Source organism: Allobosea sp. 05T438, from assembly GCF_056396025.1.
On the sequence record NZ_JBFTKQ010000010.1, the window covers coordinates 124,730 to 147,370 of the forward strand.

The window sequence follows — 22,641 nt, forward strand, 5'->3', positions numbered from 1 at the left end:
GACCATCGATGGCCTTCGCGATCCCGGCCTCGTCCGGGAGGCCTGCCTGATCGGCGGCGCGTGGGGCGCCGGCGCCTCCGGCCGCACGCTCGACGTGATCGATCCGGCGACCCAAAGCGCGCTGGGCACGGTGCCGGATGCCGGCACAGCCGAGACGCGCGCGGCGATCGAGGCCGCAACCGCCGCCTTCGACAACTGGCGCGCGAAGACGCCGGCCGAGCGCGCCGCGCTGCTGGAAGCCTGGCATGCGCTGATGATCGAGCATATCGAGGATCTGGCGCTGATCCTGACGCGCGAGCAGGGCAAGCCGCTGGCCGAGGCGCGCGGCGAGATCCGCTACGGCGCCTCCTTCGTGAAATGGTTCGCCGAAGAAGCCCGCCGGATCTACGGCTCGACGATTCCCGCGCCGACGGCCGACCGCCGCATCCTCGTGCTGAAGCAGCCGGTCGGCGTCTGCGGCATCGTCACGCCGTGGAACTTCCCAAACGCGATGATCACTCGCAAGGTCGCGCCGGCTATCGCCGCCGGCTGCACCGTGGTGATCAAGCCCTCCGAGCTGACGCCCTACTCGGCGATCGCGCTCGGCGTGTTGGCCGAGCGGGCGGGCATCCCGGCCGGCGTGATCAACATCGTCACCGGCATGCCGAGCGAGATCGGCGCCGAGCTCACCGGCAATCTCGCCGTGCGCAAGATCTCCTTCACCGGCTCGACGCGCATCGGCGCGCTGCTGATGAAACAGGCCTCCGACAGCATCAAGCGGCTGAGCCTCGAACTCGGCGGCAACGCGCCTTTCATCGTCTTCGACGATGCCGATCTGGACATCGCGATCGAGGGCGTCCTGGTTTCCAAGTTCCGCAATGGCGGCCAGACCTGCGTCTGTGCCAACCGCATCCTGGTGCAGGACGGCATCTACGACCGCTTCGCCGAGAAGCTTTCGGCCCGCGTCAACGCGATGAAGGTCGGCCCCGGCACCAATGCGGGCATCGACATCGGCCCGATGATCAACGCCGCCGCACTCGAGAAGATCGAGCGCCATGTCGAGGACGCGCTGTCGAAGGGCGCCACGCGCCTCGCCAGTGCCGCCGACATGCCAAACGGCAAGCAGTATGCGACGCCGACCGTGCTGGGCGAAGCGACCACCGTGATGCTGCTGGCGAGCGAGGAGACCTTCGGGCCGGTCGCGCCGCTCTTCCGCTTCCGCAGCGAGGAGGAGGCGCTGGCCATCGCCAACGGCACGCCGTTCGGCCTCGCCGCCTATTTCTTCACGCAGGACATCCGCCGGTCCTGGCGCGTCGGCGAAGCGCTGGAGTTCGGCATGGTCGGGCTCAACACCGGCGCGATCTCGATGGAGGTCGCTCCCTTCGGCGGCGTCAAGCAATCCGGCCTCGGCCGCGAGGGCTCGCAGCTCGGCATCGAGGAATATCTCGAGGTCAAGGCCTTCCATATCGGCGGTCTCTGAAACGCCAAGGGCGACGGGAGAAACCTCCCGGCGCCCTTTTTCCGTCTACCGTCGGCGATGCGATTCACTGAATCCGGTCGAGCATCTTGTAGTAAAGGCCGACCAGCGGCATGAACCAGGGTTTGCCGAAATGGCCCGGCACCGCTGGCCAGGCGAGTCCCTCGAGCGGGTTGCGATTGGGGCGGCCGAGGATGGCGTCGGCCATGATCATGCCGAGATGCGTCGACATCTGCGCGCCGTGGCCGGAATAGCCCATCGCATACCAGACGCCGTCCTCATAGCCGGCGCGCGGATAGCGATCCTTGGTCATGTCGACCAGCCCGCCCCAGCAATAGTCGATCCCGACATCCTTCAATTGCGGGAAGATGCCGGCGAGGCTCGCGCGCAGGATGGCGCCGCTCTTGGCATCCGAGGTCTGGTCGGAGCTTGCCGAAAAGCGCGCCCGCCCGCCGAAGATCAGCCGATTGTCCGGCGCGAGGCGGAAGTAGTTGCCGATGTTGAGCGAGGTCACGGCGGTGCGGTTGCCCGGCATCGTCATGGCAACCTCGGCATCGCTCAACGGCCGCGTCGCGATCAGGAAGCTGCCGACGGCGACGATCCGGCGCCGGAACCAGGAGAAGGGTCCGGCCGTATAGGCGCCGGTGGCCACCAGCACATCCTTCGCCGAAACGCTTCCGCGCGGCGTCTGGAGGACATGCCGCCGGCCCTCCTGCCGCCGCTCGGTGACGGGCGCGTGCTCATGGATCACCGCGCCGTGCCGGACGGCCGCCGCGGCCAAGCCTGTCACGAAGCGGCCCATATGCATCATGGCGCTCTTCTTCGAGAGCATCGCACCATGGAAGCTATCGGAGCCGATCTCGCCCGCAAGCTCGGCCCGGTTCAGCATGGCTGTATCGGGATCGGCCTCGCGATGCAGCACCTCGAAATTGCGGGTGAGCGAGGCGACATGTTCCGGCTTCGAGGCGAGCTTGAGCTTGCCGGCGCGCCGAAAGGAGCAGTCGATGCCCTCCTCGGCGACGATCCGCTCGATCGTATCGACGGAATCGTCGAAGGCCTTGTAGAGGGCGACGGCACGCTCAGTGCCCATCGCCGCCTTGGCGGCGATGAAGCTGTGGGCGAGGCCATTGTTGAGATGGCCGCCATTGCGGCCCGAGGCTCCGTATCCGACGCTTTCCGCCTCCAGCACCACGACCCTGGCGCCGGCCATGGCAAGTTGGCGCGCAGCGGCGAGGCCGGTGAAGCCGCCGCCGACGACGGCCACGTCATAGATGCCTTCGACCGGCCCCTCGGCGGCGCCGGAGAAGCTGTTGGCCGTATCATGCCAATAGGATTTGAACTGCATCGGCCGCGGCCTCAGAGCCCGAACACGCCGGGCAGCCCGCCGATGTCCTTGATCTCGGTATAGCCATAATAGGGATTGGCCGGCTCGTGCCCGCGATTGACCCAGACCTTGTTCTTGATCCCGAGGTCATGCGCCGTCATCAGGTCGTAGCGGAACGAGGAGGAGACGTGGCAGACGTCCTCCGGGCCGCAGCCGAGCATATCGAACATGTATTCGAAGCCCTTCATACGCGGCTTGTAGGACCGGGCCTGCTCGGCCGTGTAGACGGCATGGAAGGGCGCGCCGAGCCGAGCGACGTTATGCGGGATCTGGTCGTTCTGGGCATTTGACAGGATGACGAGCGGGATTTCCTTCGCCACCTTGGCGAGGCCAGCCGGCACGTCCGCATGCGGCCCCCAGGTCGGCACCTGCTCATAGATCCAGCGCGCATCCTCGGGGCGGAAGGCGACGCCGTTACGGCGACAGGTGCGCTCCAGCGAATTGTAGACGACCTCTTCATAGGGCTTCCAGTCGCCGAGGATCTCGTCGAGCCGGTAGGCCGAGAAATTCGTGATGAAGGTCCGCATCGCCGGCTCGTCCAGCTTGTCGCCGTAAAGCGCGCGCGCGGCCTTATCCATCGCGAAATAGATCAGCGTGCCGTGGCAGTCGAAGGTGACGAATTTGGGCTTGAAGACAGTCATCCGCTGAAATCCCCTATGGCGAAACGGTTGTGTCCGTTAGCGGGGATCATAGACGGGGGCAGAACGGCGCGAGCACCGCATTGCCCGCGGCAGGAAGCACAAACTGCCGTCCGTCCATAAGGCTATGGCAGAGAGTTGCGCCCGCATCGCCGCCCGGCCCCGCTCTGCCCTGTGACTACCGACTCCTTCTGGGGGTTCGTGGCATTCCATGCGGTCGCTCCGCATTCCTACGGTCGAAGATATCGCCCGGCACCGTTCCTTAGGAGCAACTGCGCCGGCGCACGGCCTATCCATGATGCAACGGATACGAAGTGAAGCATCATGAACCCGGAAACGATCGATCTCGTCGCATTCGACGAACACCATCTCGATGGCGCAGTTCTGCTTTCACGCGAGGCTGGCTGGCCCCACCGGCGCGAGGACTGGGCGATGCTCCTGACCCTCAGCCACGGCTTCGTCGCGCTTCAGGGCGATGTCGTGGTCGGCACCGCCATGTTGACGCCGTTCGGGGACAATTGCGCGACCGTGAACATGGTGATCGTCGCAGCCAGCATGCGCGGACGGGGCCTTGGCCGGAAGCTCATGGATGCCGCCCTGCATGCCTGCGGCGCGCGCGAATGCCGGCTCACCGCGACCGCGGACGGCCTGCCCCTCTATGAAAAGCTCGGATTCAACGCGACTCACGAGATCCGTCAGCACCAAGGCATTCCCGCGCCGCTGCCGGCGGATGCGGCGAACGACGCCATCGAACTGGATTGGGTCGGTTCGGAAAACTTCCCTGCGGTCGCCGCGCTCGATCTGGAGGCGCAGGGGATGGATCGCCGCCCTCTGCTCAGGCTCCTGGCCGAAGCCGGGCGAATGGTCATCCTCCGTGAAGCCGGCCGGGTCGTCGGCTATGCCGCGCTGCGCCCGTTCGGCCGTGGCGAGGTGATCGGACCGGTCGTCGCGAATACCCTGGAACAGGCGCAGAGCCTCATGAGCTTCCTGATCGCCAGCCGGTCTGGGGCCTTCCTGCGCGTCGACACGGCCGAATGGCATGAGCTTTCGCCATGGCTTTCCGCCCGCGGCCTCGTGGGCGTCGGCGGCGGAATCGCCATGCGCCGCAACGTGACCGGCCGGCCGCCGCTCGGCCCCGCCAAACCCTTCGCACTCGCCAGTCAGGCGCTCGGATAGTCTGGAGAACCGCCATGTTGAGCAATTCCCTGATCGAACTTGATCGCGAACACTGGATTCACCCGGTCGCCTCCTATCGGGGCCATGAGAAGGCCGGCGTGCGCGTGCTGCGCTCCGCGAAGGGGGCGACCATCACCGACGCTTCCGGCAAGCAGCTCATCGATGGCTTTGCCGGGCTATGGTGCGTGAATGCCGGCTACGGGCAGGACAGCATCGTCGAGGCCGCGGCGAACCAGATGCGCGAGCTGGCCTACGCCACGGGCTATTTCGGCCTCGGCTCCGAACCCGCGATCCGGCTGGCGGCCGAACTCGCCGAGCGTTCGCCCGGGGATCTCAACCGCGTCTATTTCACACTCGGCGGTTCCGACGCGGTCGACAGCACGGTCCGCTTCATCCGCTATTACCAGCAGGCCCGCGGCAAGCCGCAGAAGGACCAGTTCATCTCGATCGAGCAGGGCTATCACGGCTCCTCGACCGTCGGCGCCGGCCTCACTGCCCTGCCCGCGTTCCACGCCGGCTTCGGCGTGCCCTATGATTGGCAGCACAAGATTCCGTCCCATTACACCTACCGCAACCCGGCTGGTTCCGCGCCGGAAGCCGTCATCGCCGCCTCGTTGGCAGCGCTCAGGGCTAAGGTCGAGGCCGTGGGCGGCGCCGATCGCGTCGCAGCCTTCTATTGCGAGCCGATCCAGGGCTCCGGCGGCGTGCTCGTTCCGCCACCAGGCTGGGTCAAGGCAATGCGCGAGCTCTGCCGCGAATTCGACATCCTCTTCGTCGCCGACGAGGTCATCACCGGCTTCGGGCGCACCGGCCCGCTCTTCGCATGCGAGGACGAGGACATCGTCCCCGACCTGATGACGGTCGCGAAGGGGCTGACCTCGGGCTATGTGCCGATGGGCGCCGTGCTGATGTCGCAGAAGGTCTACGACGTCATCGCGGACGGCTCGGGCGCGGCGGCGGTCGGCCACGGCTATACCTATTCCGCCCATCCGGTCAGCGCCGCCGTGGGTCTCGAGGTGCTGCGTCTCTATGAGAACGGTCTGCTCGACAATGGCCGCAAGGCCGGCGCTCGCCTGATGGCAGGCCTCGAAAGCCTCCGCGACCACCCGCTGGTCGGCGAAGTGCGCGGCCGCGGCATGCTGGCCGCCGTCGAGCTCGTGACCGACAAGGCGAAGAAGACGCCACTTCCTGCCGCTGCCGTCCCGGCCCAGCGCGTCTTCGACCGCGCCTGGGACAAGGGCCTCGTCATCCGCGCCTTCGGCAACGGCGTGCTGGGCTATGCCCCGCCGTTGTGCTGCACCGATGCCGAGATCGACGCGATCGTCGAACGGACCCGCGCGACGCTCGACGAGACGCTGGCCGACCCGGATGTGCGCGCTGCGATGGCGTGACGCGGACAGGCTCCGCGAAGGCGGGGCGGATGCAGGGTCATCCCCGTGCCCGCTCCGCGAAGGCCAGATGCCGCGAAGGCTGTGAATTCGGAATTTTGTGCCGCACGATTTTCGACATTCAGCGTATCCGGCGAGCCAGCAGTGGGAAACTCGCTCATGGCCGACAGAGACCGGCTAGGGGAACAGAGCGCAACCGTCACGACCAGTGGCCGAGCAGCCCGGTGACGATGCGAGTGCGCTCGCTGACGACCACGGATTCCCGCCTGTGAGTGGCGGGGGAAGCGGAGAGGCGATGGCTAAGAGTTTCGGCGACTTCCGCTATATGACGTTCGACGTCGTGGGCACCCTGATCGATTTCGAGGGCGGCCTCGTCGATAGCCTGGCGGCCATCGCTCGCGAGGCCGGGGTGCCGTTCGATGGCGAGGAAGCCCTCAGTCTCTACCGGGCGGCCCGGTATATGCCCGATGTCCAGCATTTCCCTGATGATCTCGTCCGCGTCTACGGCGTCATCGCGCCGAAGCTCGGCCTGCCGTCCGGCGAGAGCCGTGGGCAGCGCCTGCGGGACGCCGTCAAGGACTGGCGCCCCTTCCCGGACAGCATCGATGCCCTGGCCCGGCTGTCGAAGCGCTACAAGCTGATCGCGATGACCAATGCCCAGCGCTGGGCCTTCGAGCATTTCTCCCGCGCCCTCGGCAACCCGTTCTATGCCAGCTTCACCGTCGACGACACCGGCACGGAGAAGCCGGACCCCGCCTTCTTCGAGCAGGTCTTCTCCTTCGTCGAGAAGGATGGCGGCTCGCGCGCGCAGATCCTGCATGTCGCGCAGAGCCAGTATCACGACATCGGAATCTCGCGGAAGCTCGGCCTGACCAATTGCTGGATCCAGCGGCGCCACGCCCAGCCCGGGTATGGCGGCACTATCGAGCCGGAACGCTTCACCGAACCCGACTTCCACTTCACCTCGATGGGCGCGCTCGCCGACGCCGTCGAGGCCAGTCTGGTGGCTTGAAGGAACCCGTAACGAAGAAGACCAACGCCGGAACAACGGCGCAAATCAGAACAGGGGAATGAGCATGACCGACAAGATTTCTTCCAGCTGGACGAGCGCCGACGACGCCATCGTCGAGAATGCGATCCGCCGCGGCGCCAGCCGCCGCGACCTCCTGCAGATGCTCATGGCCGGCGGCCTGGCGGCCTCCGCCAGCAGCCTCGTGCTGGCGCGCGCCACCTCCGCGCTCGCGGCGACGCCGGTCAAGGGCGGCAACCTGAAGGCGGCCGGCTGGTCATCCTCGACCGCCGACACGCTCGATCCGGCCAAGGCCTCGCTGTCGACGGACTATGTCCGCTGCTGCGCCTTCTACAACCGCCTGACCTTCCTGGACGGGGACGGCAAGCTGCAGATGGAGCTCGCTGACAAGTTCGAGACCAAGGATGCCAAGGTCTGGACCGTCACGATCAAGAAGGGCGTCACCTTCCATGACGGCAAGCCGCTGACCTCCGCCGACGTCATCTACTCGCTGAAGCGCCATCTCGACCCGGCCGTCGGCTCGAAGTCGAACTCGCTCGCCAAGCAGATGACCGAATTCAAGGCTGTCGATCCGCTGACGGTCGAGATCACGCTGGCGGCGCCGAACGGCGACCTGCCGACCATCCTGTCGACGCACCATTTCATGATCATCGCCGACGGCACCACGAACTTCGCCAAGGCGAACGGCACCGGCGCCTTCACCTGCGAAAGCTTCGAGCCCGGCGTGCGCTCGATCGCGGTCAAGAACAAGAACTACTTCAAGTCCGGCGGCGCGAACCTCGACTCCTTCGAGTTCTTCGCGATCACCGACGACACCGCGCGCGTCAATGCGCTGCTCTCGGGCGACATCCAGCTCGCCGCCGCCATCAATCCGCGCTCGATGCGCCTGGTCGAGAGTCAGCCCGGCGTCGTGCTGTCGAAGACCACGACCGGTAACTACACGAACCTCAACATGCGCCTGGACATGGCACCGGGCAACAAGATGGATTTCGTGACGGGCATGAAATACCTGCTCAACCGCGAGCAGATCCAGAAATCGGCGTTGCGCGGCCTCGCCGAGATCGCCAACGACCAGCCCGTTCCGCCGATGAACGTCTATCACAACAAGGATCTGAAGCCGAAGGCGTTCGATCCGGAGCGGGCGAAATCCCTCTTCCAGAAGGCAGGCGTCCTCGGCCAGTCGATCCCGATCGTGGCCTCGGATGCCGCCGGTTCCTCGGTCGACATGGCCGTACTCGTCCAGCAGGCCGGCAACGCGATCGGCATGAAGTTCGACATCCAGCGCGTTCCCTCGGACGGCTATTGGTCGAACTACTGGCTCAAGGCCCCAGTCCATTTCGGCAACATCAACCCGCGGCCAACGCCGGATATCCTGTTCTCGCTGCTCTACGCCTCCACGGCGCCGTGGAACGAGAGCCAGTACAAGTCCGAGAAGTTCGACAGGATGCTGCTCGAGGCGCGCGGCTCGCTCGACGAGGCCAAGCGCAAGCAGATCTACGGCGAGATGCAGGTGATGGTCGCCGACGAGGCCGGCACCGCGATCCCGGTCTACATCTCGAACGTCGACGCGATCTCGAACAAGCTCAAGGGCCTGCTCCCGAACCCGCTCGGCGGGATGATGGGCTACGCCTTCGCCGAGTACGTCTGGCTCGAAGGCTAAAGCCTTTTTCTCCTGCGGGCCGGGCGCGTGCGTCCGGCCCTCATTTCGTGTCACACTCCGGTCGGAGGTGTCAGCTGCGGGAGCGTCGATGAACCTTCACCTGTTGTCCCTGCTTGGCGGACGGCTGCTCGTCGCACTGCTGACGCTGCTGATCGTCTCCTTCGTGGTGTTCTGCGCCACCCAGATCCTGCCCGGCGACGTGGCGGAGGTGCTGCTCGGCCAGGCGGCGACGCCGGAAGCCGTGGCGGGCCTGCGCGCAGCGATGCACCTCAACGACCCGGCGATCCTGCGCTTCTTCCGCTGGCTCGGCGGAATGCTGACCGGCGATCTCGGCATTTCCTACGCCAATAACCGGCCGATTGCGGAACTCATCGCCGGGCGCCTGGGCAATTCGCTCCAGCTTGCGGCGGCAACCGCGCTCTTCTCGGTTCCGATCGCGCTCGCGCTCGGGATCAGCTCCGCCATGCTGCGCGGTTCGCTTTACGACCGCTCGATCACGATGGCGACGATCACGGTGATCTCGGTGCCGGAATTCATGATCGCGACAGCAGGCGTGCTGATTTTCGCGGTCTGGCTGAAATGGCTGCCGGCGCTCTCCTTTGCGCGAGACATCCACTCCTTCGGCGAGATGTTGCGGATCTACGCGATGCCGGTCTTCACGCTGAGCTTCGTCATTTCCGCCCAGATGATCCGCATGTCGCGCGCCGCCGTCGTCGAGGCGCTCAACACGCCCTATGTGGAGATGGCGCAGCTGAAGGGCGCATCGCGCCCGCGAGTCGTGTTGCGCCATGCGCTGCCCAACGCGCTCGGTCCTATCGTCAACGCCGTTGCGCTGTCGCTCTCCTACCTGCTGGGCGGCGTCATCATCGTCGAGACGATCTTCAATTACCCCGGCATCGCCAAGCTCATGGTCGATGCCGTGGCGACGCGAGACCTGCCGCTCATACAGAGCTGCGCGATGATCTTCTGCGTCGTCTACCTGTTCCTGATCACGACGGCGGACGTCATCGCCATCCTGTCGAACCCGAAATTGCGCTGACCATGGCCATCGACGCCACCAACACGACGACCACCATCCCGCGCCGAGCCAGGTATCGGTTCAACCTCACGGGCTGCACCAGCCTCATCATCATCCTGGCCTGGGCGCTGATCGCGATCCTCGCGCCCTATATGACGCCCTATGGCATCAGCGACATCGTTGATACCGATTATTTCGGCCCGATGAGTCTGCAGTTCCCGCTCGGGACGGATTATCTCGGCCGCGACATGCTCTCGCGTATTCTGTTCGGGGCGCGCTACACCGTCGGCATCTCGCTTGCGGCGACGCTGATCGCCTGCACCATCGGCGTCACGCTCGGCATGGCGGCGGCCGTCAGAGGCGGCTGGTTCGACACTGTGCTGAGCCGCTTCGTGGATGCGCTGAGCTCGATTCCCAGCAAACTGTTCGCTCTCGTCGCCGTTGCCGGCGTCGGTTCCTCGATCCCCATTCTGATGCTGATCCTCGGCATCATCTACACGCCCGGCTCCTATCGCTTCGCCCGGGCACTCGCGGTCAACGTCAACACCATGGATTTCGTAACCGTGGCGCGCATCCGCGGCGAGAAGCTGAGCTACCTGATCCGCGCGGAAATCCTGCCCAACATCATCGGGCCGGTGCTGGCCGATGTAGGCCTGCGTTTCGTCTTCATCGTGCTGCTCTTGTCCGGCCTGTCCTTCCTCGGCCTCGGCGTGCAGCCGCCGGAGGCCGACTGGGGCTCGCTGGTGCGTGAGAATATCGGCGGCCTGCCTTTCGGCTCGCCGGCTGTGATGGCGCCGTCCTTCGCCATCGCCAGCCTGACGATCGCGGTGAACATGCTGATCGACAACCTGCCGCAGAAGATCCGCGACCGGAGCGAATGATGAGCCCTCTCGTCGAAATCCGGAACCTCAAGGTCGAAGCCACCACCGATGCCGGCCGACGCGTCGAGATCATCAGGGACGTGAGCTTCGAGATAGCGCCTGGCGAGATCGTCGCGCTGATCGGCGAGAGCGGCTCGGGCAAGACCACGATCGCGTTGACCCTGCTCGGCTACACCCGCACGGGCTGCCGCATCACCGGCGGAAGCGTCAGCGTCAACGGCCGCGACATGGCCGGCTTGCCCGAGAAGGAGCGAGCGAAGGTCCGTGGCGTCACGGTCTCCTATGTGCCGCAGAGCGCGGCCGCCGCCTTCAATCCGGCGCAGCGGATCATGGACCAGGTGATCGAGATCACCCGCATCCATGAACTGATGCCGCGTGCCGAGGCCGAGGCCAAGGCGGTGGACCTGTTCCGAGCACTGTCCCTGCCCTCGCCGGAGACGATCGGCGGGCGCTATCCGCACCAGGTTTCCGGCGGCCAGTTGCAGCGTTTGTCAGCGGCCATGGCTCTCATTGGCGATCCGAAGGTCGTGATCTTCGACGAGCCGACGACGGCGCTGGACGTCACCACGCAGATCGAAGTCCTGCGCGCCTTCAAATCCGTGATGCGCCAGAGCCGGATGGCCGGCGTCTATGTCTCGCACGATCTGGCCGTCGTCGCGCAGATCGCCGACCGCATCGTCGTCCTGAAGGGCGGCGTCATCCAGGAGATCGGTGCCACTGCACAGATATTGTCGGCGCCGAAACACCCCTACACCCAGAAATTACTCGCAGCCTTCGCGCCGCCCGGCCGCGTCCCTGCACAGGTGGCGAGCCCGGAAGGCGCGGCTCCCCGCCCCGTGCTCGAACTTGCATCCATCAGCGCCGGTTACGGCAAGCTGCAGGCGGATGGAACGCCGCTGATCCTGGCCGTCGACAAGGTCAGCTTCAAGCTGGAGCGCGGGCGCAATCTCGGCATCATCGGCGAGTCCGGCTGCGGAAAATCGACGCTCGCCCGCTCCATCGCCGGCATCATCCCGCCCTCCTCAGGCACGATCGCCTTCAACGGCAAGCCGATGGCGCCGCGGGCGCAGGACCGCAGCGCCGATGAATTGCGCAAGCTCCAGATCGTGTTCCAGTCGGCCGATACCGCGCTCAACCCGGCCAAGTCGATCGAGGACATCCTGGGCCGGCCGCTCACCTTCTACCATGGCCTGCGCGGCGCCGCCCGCGATGCGCGCATCGACCGCCTGCTCGAACTCGTGCATCTGCCGCGTGCGCTTAAGCATCGGCTGCCAAGCGAATTGTCGGGCGGGCAGAAGCAGCGCGTGAACCTCGCGCGCGCTCTCGCAGCCGACCCCGAACTGATCCTCTGCGACGAGATCACCTCCGCGCTCGACACCGTGGTGGCCGCGGCCATCATCGAGTTGCTCAAGGATCTGCAGCGCGAGCTCGGCCTGTCCTACCTCTTCATCAGCCACGACCTGACGACAGTGCAGGCGATCTGCGACGAGGTCGCGGTCATGTATCGCGGCGTGAAGGTCGAGCAACTACCCGCCGGCCAGGTCGGCAGCGCCGCCGGCCATCCCTATTCGCGGCTGCTGATGTCGTCCGTGCCCAAGCTCGATCCGGCCTGGCTCGACAAGCTCGAACGGGACCCGGAACTCGTCGCGGCCTTCTCGAAGCGCTGAGGCCGCTCAGCTCGTCGCCGTGACCGGAAACAGGCTGGTCAGCGGCATATGCGGCTTCACGATCGGCGACTTCAGCACGACGAAGCTGAAATACTTGTCGATGCCGATATCGAGGTCGATCAGCCGCTCCATCAACGTCTGGTATTCGATGATGCCGCTGGTGACGAACTTGACGAGATAGTCGTAGCCGCCCGAGACCAGATGGCATTCGATCACCTGGTCGAGCTTTTCGATGGCGGCCAGGAAGCGCGCGAAATCGATCTGCCGGTGGTTCTTGAGCGTTACCTCGGTGAAGACCGTCAGCGTCTGGCCGAGCTTGCCGATATTGATGCGGGCGGAATAGCCGGTGATGTAGCCGTCCTGCTGCAGCTTCTTCACGCGCATCAGGCAGGGGCTCGGCGACAGGTTCACCAGCTCGGCCAGCTCGACATTGGTGATCCGGCCGTTCTTCTGCAGCTCGTAGAGGATCTTGATGTCGATCTGGTCAAGCTTCATGGGTGTTCCCTTCGATCGACGGATGGCCACGCCGCGCCTTCCGGCCCAGCGCTCCGGCAGCAGATCATGCCGCGAACCATGCGCAGTGTCTAACAGGTGCCGGGCGCAAGCGATGGCAGAATTGGGCTGTCGAAACGGAAGGAAATGCTGCGGCGATCCGATCTGCGGTGCACATGCCCGTTGGCCGGCAGATAGTCTCGCCTCCACAAGGAGACCGCGATGCCAGCGCCACTGTCCGAGATCGAGACCAGCCCTGCCCTGCCCGAGAGTGCCGATGTCGTCATCATCGGCGGCGGCATTGTCGGCGTCTGCGCTGGCTACTATCTCGCGCGCCGCGGCCTGAAGGTCGCGCTCGTCGAGAAGGGCCGCATCGGCGCCGAACAGTCGAGCCGCAACTGGGGCTGGTGCCGGCAGCAGAATCGCGATGCCCGCGAGCTGCCGATGGCGACGGAAAGCCTCACGCTCTGGAATCGGTTTGCCGAAGAGATCGGAGAGGATCTCGGCTTCCGGCGCTGCGGCCTGCTCTATCTAAGCGATGACGACGCGCAACTGGCTGCCTGGGCGAAATGGCGCGATTTCGCGGTCGGCGAGGGTGTCGTCACCCATATGCTCTCCGCTGACGAAGCCTCGGCCCGCGGCAGCGCGACCGGCAAGCGCTGGAAAGGCGGCGTGTTCTCGCCGACGGACGGCACCGCTGACCCCGCCCGCGCGGCGCCAGTGATCGCGCGCGGCATCCTCAAGGCTGGCGGCAGCGTGCATCAATTCTGTGCCGCGCGCGGGCTCGAGACGACGGGCGGCCGCGTCTCGGCCGTCGTGACCGAGAAGGGCACGATCCGCACGGGGACGGTCATCCACGCGGGCGGCGCCTGGGCCTCGTCCTTCCTCAACCAGTACGGCATCCGCTTCCCGCAATCCTCTGTCCGTTCGTCGATACTGTCCGTCGCACCGGGCGCTACCGGCCTGCCCGACGCGCTGCATACGGCCGCAGTCTCGGTGACGCGCCGCAGCGATGGCGGCTACACGCTGGCGATCAGCGGCGGCGCCCGCGTCGATCCCACGCCGCAGCAACTGCGTTTCGCTCGCCAGTTCGTGCCGATGTTCATGCGTCGCTGGCGCAACCTCGCCATCGGCGGGCTCGAAGGCTGGAAGGCCGGCCATGAGACGCTCGGCCGTTGGAAGCTCGACGCGCCGACGCCGATGGAGGCCAACCGCATCCTCGACCCGACGCCCGATCCGCGCCAGATCGCCGAGACCCACGTGCGCGCCCAGCGCCTGCTGCCGGGCCTCAAATCCGTGCCGGTCGCGGCACGCTGGGCCGGCTACATCGACAGTACGCCGGACGGCGTGCCGGCCATCGGCGAACTCGCGGGCCTGCCGGGGTTCATTCTCGCGGCCGGGTTTAGCGGCCATGGCTTCGGGATCGGCCCGGGCGCAGGTCACATGATCGCGGATATCGTGACCGGCGCGAAGCCGATCGTCGATCCGCGAGCCTACCGGCCCGAGCGGCTGGAGGGCTCAGCCTTCGGCAAGGTGGCGGAGTTCTAAGTGGCGGTGCTGCTCGCAGCGGACCGCATAAGTCCGTCTTATGGTTCCGAAACAAATCCGTCTTGTCGTTCGCCCCGGCAGGTACGGATGCTGCATGGCCCGGCTCCGATTCTGGGTGACTTCAACGCAAAAAGGGGAATGGGATGATCGGGTTCAGAACGGTTGCAGCGCTCGGCATGATGATCGCCGCGGCGACCGCCCAGGCGCAGACAGTCTACAAGGTCGGCTCAACGCCGACGGGCACGCCCTTCACCTTCCTCGACGCCAAGACCAACACTATCCAGGGGATGATGGTCGACGTGATCGAGGAAATCGGCAAGGACGCCGGCTTCAAGGTCGAAATCCAGCCGATGCAGTTCTCGACGCTGATCGCCTCTCTTACCTCGGGCAAGATCGATATCATTTCCGCCGCCATGTACGGCTCTCCGGAGCGCGCCAAGGTCGTCGACTTCAGCCAGGACGTCTACGCCTATGGCGAGGGTCTGGTGGTTCAGTCGGGCGATGCCAAGGACTATGTCGGCTTCGAGGATCTCAAGGGCAAGAAGGTCGGCGGCCAGATCGGCACCCGCTATATCGACGCCCTCAAGGCATCGGGCGCGCCGGCCGAGGTGAACGCCTATGACAGCCTGCCCGACATCCTGCGCGACGTGTCCAACGGCCGCCTCGACGCCGGCATCGGCGACTATCCGATCCTGGCCTACAATCTCGCGCAGGGGCGCTTCCCGCAGCTGCGGCTGGTCAAGTCCTACAAACCTTCGGTGCCGGGGCCGATCAACATCGCCGTCAAGCAGGGCAATGCCGAGCTGCTTGCGAAGATAAACACCAGCCTCGCGAACATGAAGAAGGATGGCCGCTTCGAGACGATCCTGAAGAAGTGGGGTCTCTAAGCGCTAGGCGTCCCATCCGGCCATGACGCATTTTCTCACCCAGGTTCCGACGTATCTGCCGATCCTGATGCAGGGCGTCTACCTCACTCTGCTGGTCACGCTCGGCGCCTTCGTCCTCGCGACGGCGCTGGGCCTGGTCTGGGCCTTCATGCGGGTGAGCGGCATCGCGCCGCTCGCCTGGACGGCGCGCACGATCATCGTCATCGTGCGCGGCATCCCCGGTATCGTCACCCTGTTCTACATCTACTTCGTGCTGCCGGATCTCGGCCTGTCGCTGAGCGCCGTGCAGGCGGCCATCATCGGCCTCGGCATCGCCTATTCGCCCTACATGGCCGAGGTCTTCCGGGCCGGCATCGAAGCGATCGACCGCGGGCAGACGGAAGCGGCGCTCTCAATCGGCATGGGCTGGGGCCTGCTGATGCGGCGGGTCATCTTGCCCCAGGCGATCCGCGTGGCGCTACCCCCCTATGGCAGCACAATGGTCATGCTGCTCAAGGATTCCTCGCTCGCCTCGACGATCACCGTCGCGGAGCTGTCGCTGCAGGGCAAGCTCTTGGCATCCTCGACTTTCGAGAACACCACGATCTTCACGCTCGTGGCGCTGATCTATCTCGGTATGAGCCTGCCGCTCACGGCCTTCAACAGCTGGCTCGAACGACGCATGAGGCAGGCCCGATGAGCATCATCGAACTGCGCAACATCCGAAAATCATTCGGCACTCTCGAGGTCATCCACGACGTCTCCTTCGCGGTCGAGAAGGGTGAGGTGGTCTGCATCATCGGGCCGTCCGGCTCCGGCAAATCGACGCTCCTGCGCTGCATCAACGGCCTGGAGACCTATCAGGGCGGCGAGATCACCGTGCATGGCGAGCGGGTCGACACCGGCTCGCCCAGCATCCGACAGGTGCGGACCCGCGTCGCCATGGTCTTCCAGCGCTTCAACCTGTTCCCGCATCGGACGGCGCTGGAAAACGTCGCGGAAGGCCCGATCTTCGTGAAGAAGGAACAGCGCGAGGAGGTTCTGGCGCGCTCGCGCGAGCTGCTCACGCGGGTCGGGCTCGGCGCCAAGATCGACGCTTATCCGGCCCAACTCTCCGGCGGCCAGCAGCAGCGCGTCGCGATTGCGCGCGCGCTCGGCATGAAGCCCGACGCCATTCTGTTCGACGAGCCGACTTCGGCGCTCGACCCGGAGCTCGTGGGAGAGGTCCTCGCCGTCATGCGCTCGCTTGCCGACGAAGGCATGACGATGGTCGTCGTCACGCACGAGATGGGGTTTGCCCGCGAAGTCGCGGACCGCGTGCTGTTCCTCGATGGCGGCGTCCTCGTCGAACAGGGCTCGCCCGAAGCCGTGCTGAGCCGGCCGCAACATCCGCGAACGCAGGATTTCCTGCGGCGCATCCTGCCATCCTGAGGGTTACGCGCATGGCACGCCTGTCCGGTCCGTTCTTCAGCGACGACGCGGTCGACACGCCCTATTGGTGGGACGCCGCGAGGCCTGCGGCGCAGGCCCCGGTAGAACTTCCGGCACAGAGCGAGGTCACCATCGTCGGCGCGGGCTTCACCGGCCTCAACGCCGCGCTGACCCTGGCGCGCGCCGGCAAGCAGGTGACCGTGCTGGACGCGGAAGCGCCGGGCTGGGGCGCCTCCTCCCGCAATGGCGGGATGCTCGGCCCCGGCTGGGCGACCTTCGACACCGCGATGGCCTATGGCCCGGACAAGGCGCGCGCCATCGTCGAGGAGAGTTTTCTCGCCTTGCAGCACGTCAAGGACGTGGTGGCGCGGGAGGCCATCGACTGCGATCTGGCGGTGGTCGGCTATTTCCGGGGGGCGATGACGCCACGCCTCTACGAGGCGATGGGGCGCAATCTCGACCGCATCCGGCAGGTCATGCCCTGCGATGCCTACCTGGTCCCGCGGGCCGAGCAGCAAAGCGAGATCGGCACCGAACTCTATCATGGCGGCCTCGCCATGCCCGGCTATGCCGGCCTGCATCCGGCCCGCTATGTCGCCGGTCTCGCCGAAGCCGCGCGGCGGCTCGGCGTGCAGATCGTCAGCGGCGCCAGGGTCACGGCGATCTCGCCGCAAGGCAGCGGGTTCAATCTCTCTGTGGGCAAACGAAAAACCGCGGCGAAGCAGCTTCTCGTCGCGACCAACGGCTATACCGGCGCGCTCCTGCCCTTCCTGCAGCGGCGGATCATTCCCATCCGCAGTGCGCTGATCGCGACCGGCCAGCTCCCGGCCGAGGTGATGGATCGCCTCATGCCGAAGCGGCGCATGCTGGCGGGCAGCCAGCGTGTCGTGACCTATTACCGCCCCTCGCCCGACGGGACCCGGATTCTTTTCGGCGGACGCGTGCTCAAGGTGACCGGGGAGAATGTCGCCCACGCCAATGCCGGGCACCTGCGCAAGCAGATGCTGCAGGTCTTCCCCCAGCTGGAACGGACGCCGATCACCCATTACTGGCACGGCCAGACCGGCTTCACCTTCGACAAGCTGCCCCATCTCGGCGAGCAGGAGGGTGTCTTCTATGCCTGCGGCTACAACGGCACCGGCATCGCTCGGGCGAGCTGGTTCGGCCACAAGATCGCGCAGCGCATGCTCGGCGATACGGGGCAGCCCAGCGCCTATGCCGGCCTGCCCTTCCGCAGCCGCCCGCTTTATTACGGCAAGCCCTGGTTCCTGCCGCTGGCCGTGCTCTTCTACGAAATGCGGGATCGATGGGACCAGCGATAGACCGGGAGCAAACCCGAGGGCGGTTGAGGCTGGACATCCGCGCCGGCGGCGGCGATGTCTGCGCTATCGCCGTTGATGGGAGGACAGATGCGGGCGCGCCAACTCGAAGTCTTCTGCACGTTGATGCGCTGCGGCACGGTCACCGGCGCGGCCGCGATGCTGAACATCTCGCAGCCGGCCTTGAGCCAGATTCTTCTTCACGCCGAGGACCAACTCGGCTTCAAGCTGTTCAACCGCGTGCGCGGCCGGCTTGTGCCAACGCAGGAGGCGGAGGAGCTGTACTCCCAGGCCGAGCACATCTTCGGCGAGCTCGATGCGCTCAGGCGACGGACGGTCGACATGCGGCACGGGCGCACCGGCCTCGTCCGGCTCGCCGCGTCGGCTCCGCCTTCCATGTCGATCGTGCCGCGCGCCCTGACCGCCTTCCGGGAGGAGCATCCCGAGATTGTGGTGCGCTCGCTCATCGCCTCGCAGACATCCATCGTCGAGATGCTGCGCAATGGCGAAGTCTCCCTCGGCATCGCCATGAACAACCTGCCGCATGCGGGCATCCATGCCGAGACGGTCGGGCGCGCCACGCTGGTCTGTGTCGTGTCGGCCGGGCATCGGCTGGCCGCGCTCGACCGCGTCTGCTTCGCCGACATCTGCGACGAGACGCTGATTTCCTACCGCGCCGACACGTTGCCGGGACGGTTGCTGGCAGCATCGGCTGAGGCCGAAGATTTTGCTTACGCCCCGGCGATCGAGATCGACCTATCGATCACGGCCCTGCCCTATGTGCGGGACGGGCTCGGCATCGCCATCGTCGACAGTCTCCTGCCCTGGGAGCAGTTCAACGGCGTCGTGACCCGGCCGTTCGAACCCCGGATCGAAGTGCCCGTCGCCATCCTGACCAGCAAAGACCGGCCACTCTCGGCCAGCCATGAGCTGATGCGCAATTGCCTGCGTGCCGCCTGCCGGGACCTCAATCGCCCGCCCGGCGCCTGAGCGCTCGACCCTATCCGTCGGCAGGCGCATCCTGAATCAGGGCAGCGATCGGCGCTGGCCTCACCGGCGCTTGTCCGCGCAGCCGGCCCGCCGCAGCCGCGCAAGCATGCCCCGCGCTGCCGGCGACGATTTCCGCGGCGGCCAGTTCGCAATAGCGGCCCTGGCAGCGCCCCATGCCGGCGCGCCCGAGCGATTTGACGCGATTGACCTCGCCACCACCGAAATCGACGGTCCGGCGCAGCTCGCCGGCCGTAACACCTTCGCAACGACAGACCACCGTCTCATCCGGCAATTCGGCCGCCGTCTCGGCCGGCCAGGGAAAAGCCTCCGCGACGCCGCGCGCGAAGCGGCCGAACCGGGCCAACAGGCGCTTATCCGCCGCCATGTCCGGTGCCGGCAGACCGAGATCCTTCAGACAGGCCGCCGCGGCGAGCCGCCCTGCGACCTCGGCCCCATCGGCGCCGAGTATCCTGAGCCCGTCCCCGGCGAGATAGACGCCGCGTCCGGCCCGCCCCATGGCGTCGGCCTGCGGCAGCCATTGCCGCCAGGTCTCGTCATAGGCGAAGTCGCAGCCGGCCAGGTCCGCAAGACGGGTCTCTGCCCGCAGGTGCCAACCCATGCCGACCGCATCGCAGGCCGTACGCTGGCTCCGGCCCGCTTCATCGCGCCAGAACAGGGCGACCGGGCCGCGCTCATTCACCTCGATGCGATCCAACTGGACGCCGGCATGGTAGAGCCCGGCCAGGCGCCGGCGCATCATCAACCCGCGCAAGGCAAAGAGCGGCCTTGCCGAGAGGCCTGAGAAGCCGCGCAATTGCCGGCGCATGGGCGCGGTATCGAGGACCGCCGCGATCTGCCCTCCGGCCTTGAGCAATTGCACCGCGAGCAGTGTGAGCAGCGGGCCGGAGCCAGCCAGCACGATGCGCCGTCCCAACGCGGCCCCCTGCGCCTTCAGCGCGATCTGCATCGCGCCGAGCCCGTAGACGCCGGCATTCTCCCAGCCCGGCACGGGCATGATGCGATCCATGGCTCCCGCAGCGAGGATCAGCCGGTCATAGGAAACCCAGCGCGCCCCTGCGTCGCCAATGACCTGCAATCGCCCGTCCGCAATGGCGATGACGGAACTGCGTGAATGATGAAGGAGGCTGCCGGCCGCCGCCAGGGAATCGAAGGTCTGGTGCAGCGCGATCGCCTTGGCAGCCTCGGAGCCATAGAGGGCCTCTGGCGGGCGCGTGAAACCCTGCGGCGGCCGGCGATAAATCTGGCCTCCGGCGCGCTCGCCCTCGTCGATGACGATGGGCATCAGCCCGCCGACAACGAGTGCCTCGGCAGCCCGGATGCCAGCCGGCCCGGCCCCGACGACAACGACCCGCGGTCCTGCTGCGTCGCTCATGGCCATTTTCCCGGCGCGTCGGACAGGAGGCGCATGCCTTCGGCCAGCGGCGTCGAGCACGCCCGCAGCCTTGGTCCATCCTCCTGCCAGATCCAGCAGTTCTGGCAGGCTCCCATGAGACAGAAGCCTGCACGGGCCTCCGGGCCGAATTCCGAGCGGCGCAGTGCCGGCGCGACCGACAGCACCGCGCTGAGCACGGTGTCGCCCGTCAAAGCCCGGTGCTCGCTGCCATCGAGGAAGAAGCGCAACGGGGCGCGATCGACCTCGGCCAATCGAACCAGCCGGCCCGCCCCTTCGCTCGCGGCTGTGCTCATTCGGCCGCCTCGGCATGGACCAGCCGTGGCTCCGGCATCTCGGGAAACCGCAGCTTGGCCGCGGCAAAAGCCTCGTCGACACCATCAGCGCCGGCCCTGCCCTTCATGCGGCGGAAGATCTCGGTCTTCGCGAAGAAGCGCCAGTGGATCGGCAGGCCGGCGAGGATCGCCGTCAGCCTGTCATAGGCGTCCCGCGTCCATTGCGCCTCGTAGCCCTCGCGCTCCGGGCCGAAATGGAAGTGGCCGGCGATGGGCGCTCGGTCGGCGCGCCGCGCCTTCGTCGCTTCCTCGTCCAGGACTCCGTCCTGCGTGACGACGCCATAATCCCGCTCCGCCGCCTCCGGCGAAACATAGCCGCGCACGACGTCCTGCACCACGCGCCAGGCCTCCCGGTCGAAGGGGTGCCCGCGGCCGCCGCCGCCGGCCGAGCGGATCTCCAAGACATCCCCCGGCTGAAGCACGGCGGTGTCGATATTGCCGAGCCGCCGTTCCTCGGGCTGGCCGGGATTGACGACCATGTCGGACAGCCCCGCCGCCTTGCCGCCCAGCACGCCCCAGGGCCGGAAGAAGCTGCGGTCGCGGTTGCGGGCGGTGATGCGGCTGTCGGGCGCGAAGACGCGGAAGGCCATGTCGGTGGCAAGCCCGCCGCGCCAGCGCCCGGCACCACCGCTATCTTTGGCCAGCCCGTATTTGACGAATTCGACCGGGGTCTCGGTTTCGGTGATCTCGATCGGCGTGTTCTTGAGATAGGCCGCGTCGGCACCGGAGCCGTTGGTGCCGTCGCGATGCGGCATGCCGCCGCCGCCGCCCACCACCGGGTTCACAGCGGCGATGACGGTCCGGCTCGTGCGCTCGTCCGTCGTCATCACGTTGACGATGCAGTTGTTGCCGGCGGGCGCGGCGGGCAGCCGCTCCGGCACGGCCTGCGAAAACGCACCGAAGATCACGGAACGAAGCCTGGCACAGGTGAGCGAGCGCATGCCGACAGCGGCCGGGAAGACCGGGTTCAGCACCGTTCCCTCCGGCGCGATGCAGGTGAAGGGACGCGTCAGCCCGGTATTGAGCAGGATCTTCGGATTCAGCGTGTAGAGGACGTAGTAGACCCCGACGAGCAGGATCGTGTGCCGCGGGTTGCCGCCGCTCGGCACGTTGAGCGAGGAAGCGAGCTGCGGATCGGAGCCGGTGAAATCCAGTACCGCCTCGTCGTCGCGGATGGTGAGCCTGAGCTTCAGGCGGCAGGGATTGGCCTCGACCGAATCCTCGTCGGCATAATCGGCGAATTCCCAGGTTCCATCCGGCATGCCGCGCAGCACCTCGCGCGCCTGCGCCTCGGCATGGTCGAGCAGCGCCTCGACGCCGCCGAGGAAGGCCTCGCGGCCAAACTTCTCGATCATGGCCAGCGCCTTGCGCTCGCCGGTGTTGAGCGCGCCGACCAGGGCCTTGATGTCGCCGATGTTCAGGTCCGGCTTGCGGACATTGGTCGTCATGATCCTGAGGATCTGCTCGTCGAAGACACCTTCGTTGACGAGCTTCATCGGCGGAAAGCGGATGCCCTCCTGATGGATTTCGATCAGTGCCCGCGAGAGCGAGGCCGGCACTGCGCCGCCCATGTCGGTGTTGTGGATATGGCCGCCGGTCCAGGCCACGATCTCGCCCTCGTGGAAGACCGGCTTCCAGAGATGGGTATCGGGCGCGTGGGTGGCGACGAAGCAGGAATAGGGGTCGTTGGTGAAGGCGACGTCGCCGGGCTTATAGTCGTCGACCATCGCCAGCGCCGGCGCCCAGGACAGGCCGGGATACCAGGTCGCGCCCAGCTCCATCGGCACGGCGAAGGTGTCGCCGCTGCGGCTGATCAGCATCACCGTGAAATCCTCCGTCTCCTTGACGAAGGCGGAATGCGCCGTGCGGTGCAGCGTATGCGCCATGTTCTCAGCGGCGGCGCGCGCATGGTTCGCGAGCACCTGAAGCTTCATCCGGTCGAACATCGATA

20 protein-coding genes are annotated in these 22,641 nt (G+C 66.5%); 14 read left to right on the forward strand and 6 right to left on the reverse strand.

From position 1 onward, the window contains the following. Positions 1–4 precede the first annotated feature (4 nt). Positions 5–1,459: an NAD-dependent succinate-semialdehyde dehydrogenase gene (locus tag AC1DIN_RS19605; RefSeq protein WP_476811057.1), complete on the forward strand. Its 1,455-nt coding sequence runs from the start codon at positions 5–7 to the stop codon at positions 1,457–1,459. Between the two features lie 64 nt (positions 1,460–1,523). Here AC1DIN_RS19605 and AC1DIN_RS19610 read toward each other — a convergent pair whose 3' ends face one another. Both AC1DIN_RS19610 and AC1DIN_RS19615 read right to left on the reverse strand, forming a co-directional pair. Next, positions 1,524–2,801: an NAD(P)/FAD-dependent oxidoreductase gene (locus AC1DIN_RS19610; protein ID WP_476811003.1), complete on the reverse strand. Its 1,278-nt coding sequence runs from the start codon at positions 2,799–2,801 to the stop codon at positions 1,524–1,526. Between the two features lie 11 nt (positions 2,802–2,812). Further along, the gene (locus tag AC1DIN_RS19615) at positions 2,813–3,481 is read right to left on the reverse strand and encodes a haloacid dehalogenase type II (protein WP_441471907.1); all 669 of its coding nucleotides are present in this window, start codon (positions 3,479–3,481) and stop codon (positions 2,813–2,815) included. A gap of 321 nt (positions 3,482–3,802) precedes the next feature. Here AC1DIN_RS19615 and AC1DIN_RS19620 point away from each other — a divergent pair, with 321 nt between their 5' ends. From AC1DIN_RS19620 to AC1DIN_RS19650, 7 genes are all read left to right on the forward strand, one after another. Next, positions 3,803–4,654 (forward strand): GNAT family N-acetyltransferase, encoded by an 852-nt coding sequence (locus AC1DIN_RS19620; protein ID WP_476811004.1) that lies wholly within the window; start codon positions 3,803–3,805, stop codon positions 4,652–4,654. Positions 4,655–4,668: 14 nt separating this feature from the next. Continuing rightward, positions 4,669–6,045, forward strand: coding sequence for an aminotransferase class III-fold pyridoxal phosphate-dependent enzyme (locus AC1DIN_RS19625; RefSeq protein ID WP_476811005.1), 1,377 nt, complete (start codon positions 4,669–4,671; stop codon positions 6,043–6,045). A 292-nt stretch (positions 6,046–6,337) separates the two neighbouring features. After that, positions 6,338–7,054, forward strand: coding sequence for an HAD-IA family hydrolase (locus AC1DIN_RS19630; RefSeq protein ID WP_476811006.1), 717 nt, complete (start codon positions 6,338–6,340; stop codon positions 7,052–7,054). Between the two features lie 64 nt (positions 7,055–7,118). Further along, complete coding sequence (locus AC1DIN_RS19635) at positions 7,119–8,732, forward strand: ABC transporter substrate-binding protein (protein WP_476811007.1); 1,614 nt, start codon at positions 7,119–7,121, stop codon at positions 8,730–8,732. Between the two features lie 88 nt (positions 8,733–8,820). Next, positions 8,821–9,771, forward strand: coding sequence for an ABC transporter permease (locus tag AC1DIN_RS19640; RefSeq protein WP_476811008.1), 951 nt, complete (start codon positions 8,821–8,823; stop codon positions 9,769–9,771). Between the two features lie 2 nt (positions 9,772–9,773). Then, complete coding sequence (locus AC1DIN_RS19645) at positions 9,774–10,631, forward strand: ABC transporter permease (RefSeq protein ID WP_476811009.1); 858 nt, start codon at positions 9,774–9,776, stop codon at positions 10,629–10,631. After that, positions 10,631–12,298, forward strand: a complete 1,668-nt coding sequence (locus AC1DIN_RS19650) for an ABC transporter ATP-binding protein (protein ID WP_476811010.1) — start codon at positions 10,631–10,633, stop codon at positions 12,296–12,298. The genes AC1DIN_RS19645 and AC1DIN_RS19650 overlap by 1 nt, the downstream gene beginning before the upstream one ends. A 6-nt stretch (positions 12,299–12,304) precedes the next feature. On the opposite strand, the gene AC1DIN_RS19655 is transcribed toward AC1DIN_RS19650, so the two are convergent. Beyond that, positions 12,305–12,793: an Lrp/AsnC family transcriptional regulator gene (locus AC1DIN_RS19655; protein ID WP_199086284.1), complete on the reverse strand. Its 489-nt coding sequence runs from the start codon at positions 12,791–12,793 to the stop codon at positions 12,305–12,307. Between the two features lie 219 nt (positions 12,794–13,012). Here AC1DIN_RS19655 and AC1DIN_RS19660 point away from each other — a divergent pair, with 219 nt between their 5' ends. From AC1DIN_RS19660 to AC1DIN_RS19685, 6 genes are all read left to right on the forward strand, one after another. After that, positions 13,013–14,338 (forward strand): NAD(P)/FAD-dependent oxidoreductase, encoded by a 1,326-nt coding sequence (locus tag AC1DIN_RS19660; RefSeq protein ID WP_476811011.1) that lies wholly within the window; start codon positions 13,013–13,015, stop codon positions 14,336–14,338. A gap of 143 nt (positions 14,339–14,481) precedes the next feature. Then, positions 14,482–15,225, forward strand: a complete 744-nt coding sequence (locus AC1DIN_RS19665) for an ABC transporter substrate-binding protein (RefSeq protein ID WP_441471915.1) — start codon at positions 14,482–14,484, stop codon at positions 15,223–15,225. Between the two features lie 22 nt (positions 15,226–15,247). Next, entirely contained in the window at positions 15,248–15,904 is a 657-nt protein-coding gene (locus AC1DIN_RS19670) for an amino acid ABC transporter permease (protein WP_476811012.1), read from the forward strand. A 2-nt stretch (positions 15,905–15,906) separates the two neighbouring features. Then, on the forward strand, positions 15,907–16,635 hold the full coding sequence (locus AC1DIN_RS19675; RefSeq protein WP_476811058.1) for an amino acid ABC transporter ATP-binding protein: 729 nt from the start codon (positions 15,907–15,909) through the stop codon (positions 16,633–16,635). 11 nt (positions 16,636–16,646) lie between these two features. Further along, on the forward strand, positions 16,647–17,957 hold the full coding sequence (locus tag AC1DIN_RS19680) for an NAD(P)/FAD-dependent oxidoreductase (RefSeq protein ID WP_476811013.1): 1,311 nt from the start codon (positions 16,647–16,649) through the stop codon (positions 17,955–17,957). A gap of 87 nt (positions 17,958–18,044) precedes the next feature. Continuing rightward, the gene (locus AC1DIN_RS19685; RefSeq protein WP_476811014.1) at positions 18,045–18,944 is read left to right on the forward strand and encodes a LysR family transcriptional regulator; all 900 of its coding nucleotides are present in this window, start codon (positions 18,045–18,047) and stop codon (positions 18,942–18,944) included. 10 nt (positions 18,945–18,954) lie between these two features. Here AC1DIN_RS19685 and AC1DIN_RS19690 read toward each other — a convergent pair whose 3' ends face one another. From AC1DIN_RS19690 to AC1DIN_RS19700, 3 genes are read right to left on the reverse strand one after another with little or no spacing between them, the layout of a single operon-like run. Further along, positions 18,955–20,337, reverse strand: a complete 1,383-nt coding sequence (locus AC1DIN_RS19690; protein ID WP_476811015.1) for an FAD/NAD(P)-dependent oxidoreductase — start codon at positions 20,335–20,337, stop codon at positions 18,955–18,957. After that, positions 20,334–20,651 (reverse strand): (2Fe-2S)-binding protein, encoded by a 318-nt coding sequence (locus AC1DIN_RS19695; RefSeq protein ID WP_476811016.1) that lies wholly within the window; start codon positions 20,649–20,651, stop codon positions 20,334–20,336. Before AC1DIN_RS19695 ends, AC1DIN_RS19690 begins: the two co-directional genes overlap by 4 nt. Next, a complete protein-coding gene (locus AC1DIN_RS19700) occupies positions 20,648–22,636 on the reverse strand; it encodes a hydantoinase B/oxoprolinase family protein (protein WP_476811017.1) in 1,989 nt (662 codons plus the stop codon). The genes AC1DIN_RS19695 and AC1DIN_RS19700 overlap by 4 nt, the downstream gene beginning before the upstream one ends. Positions 22,637–22,641 lie beyond the last annotated feature (5 nt).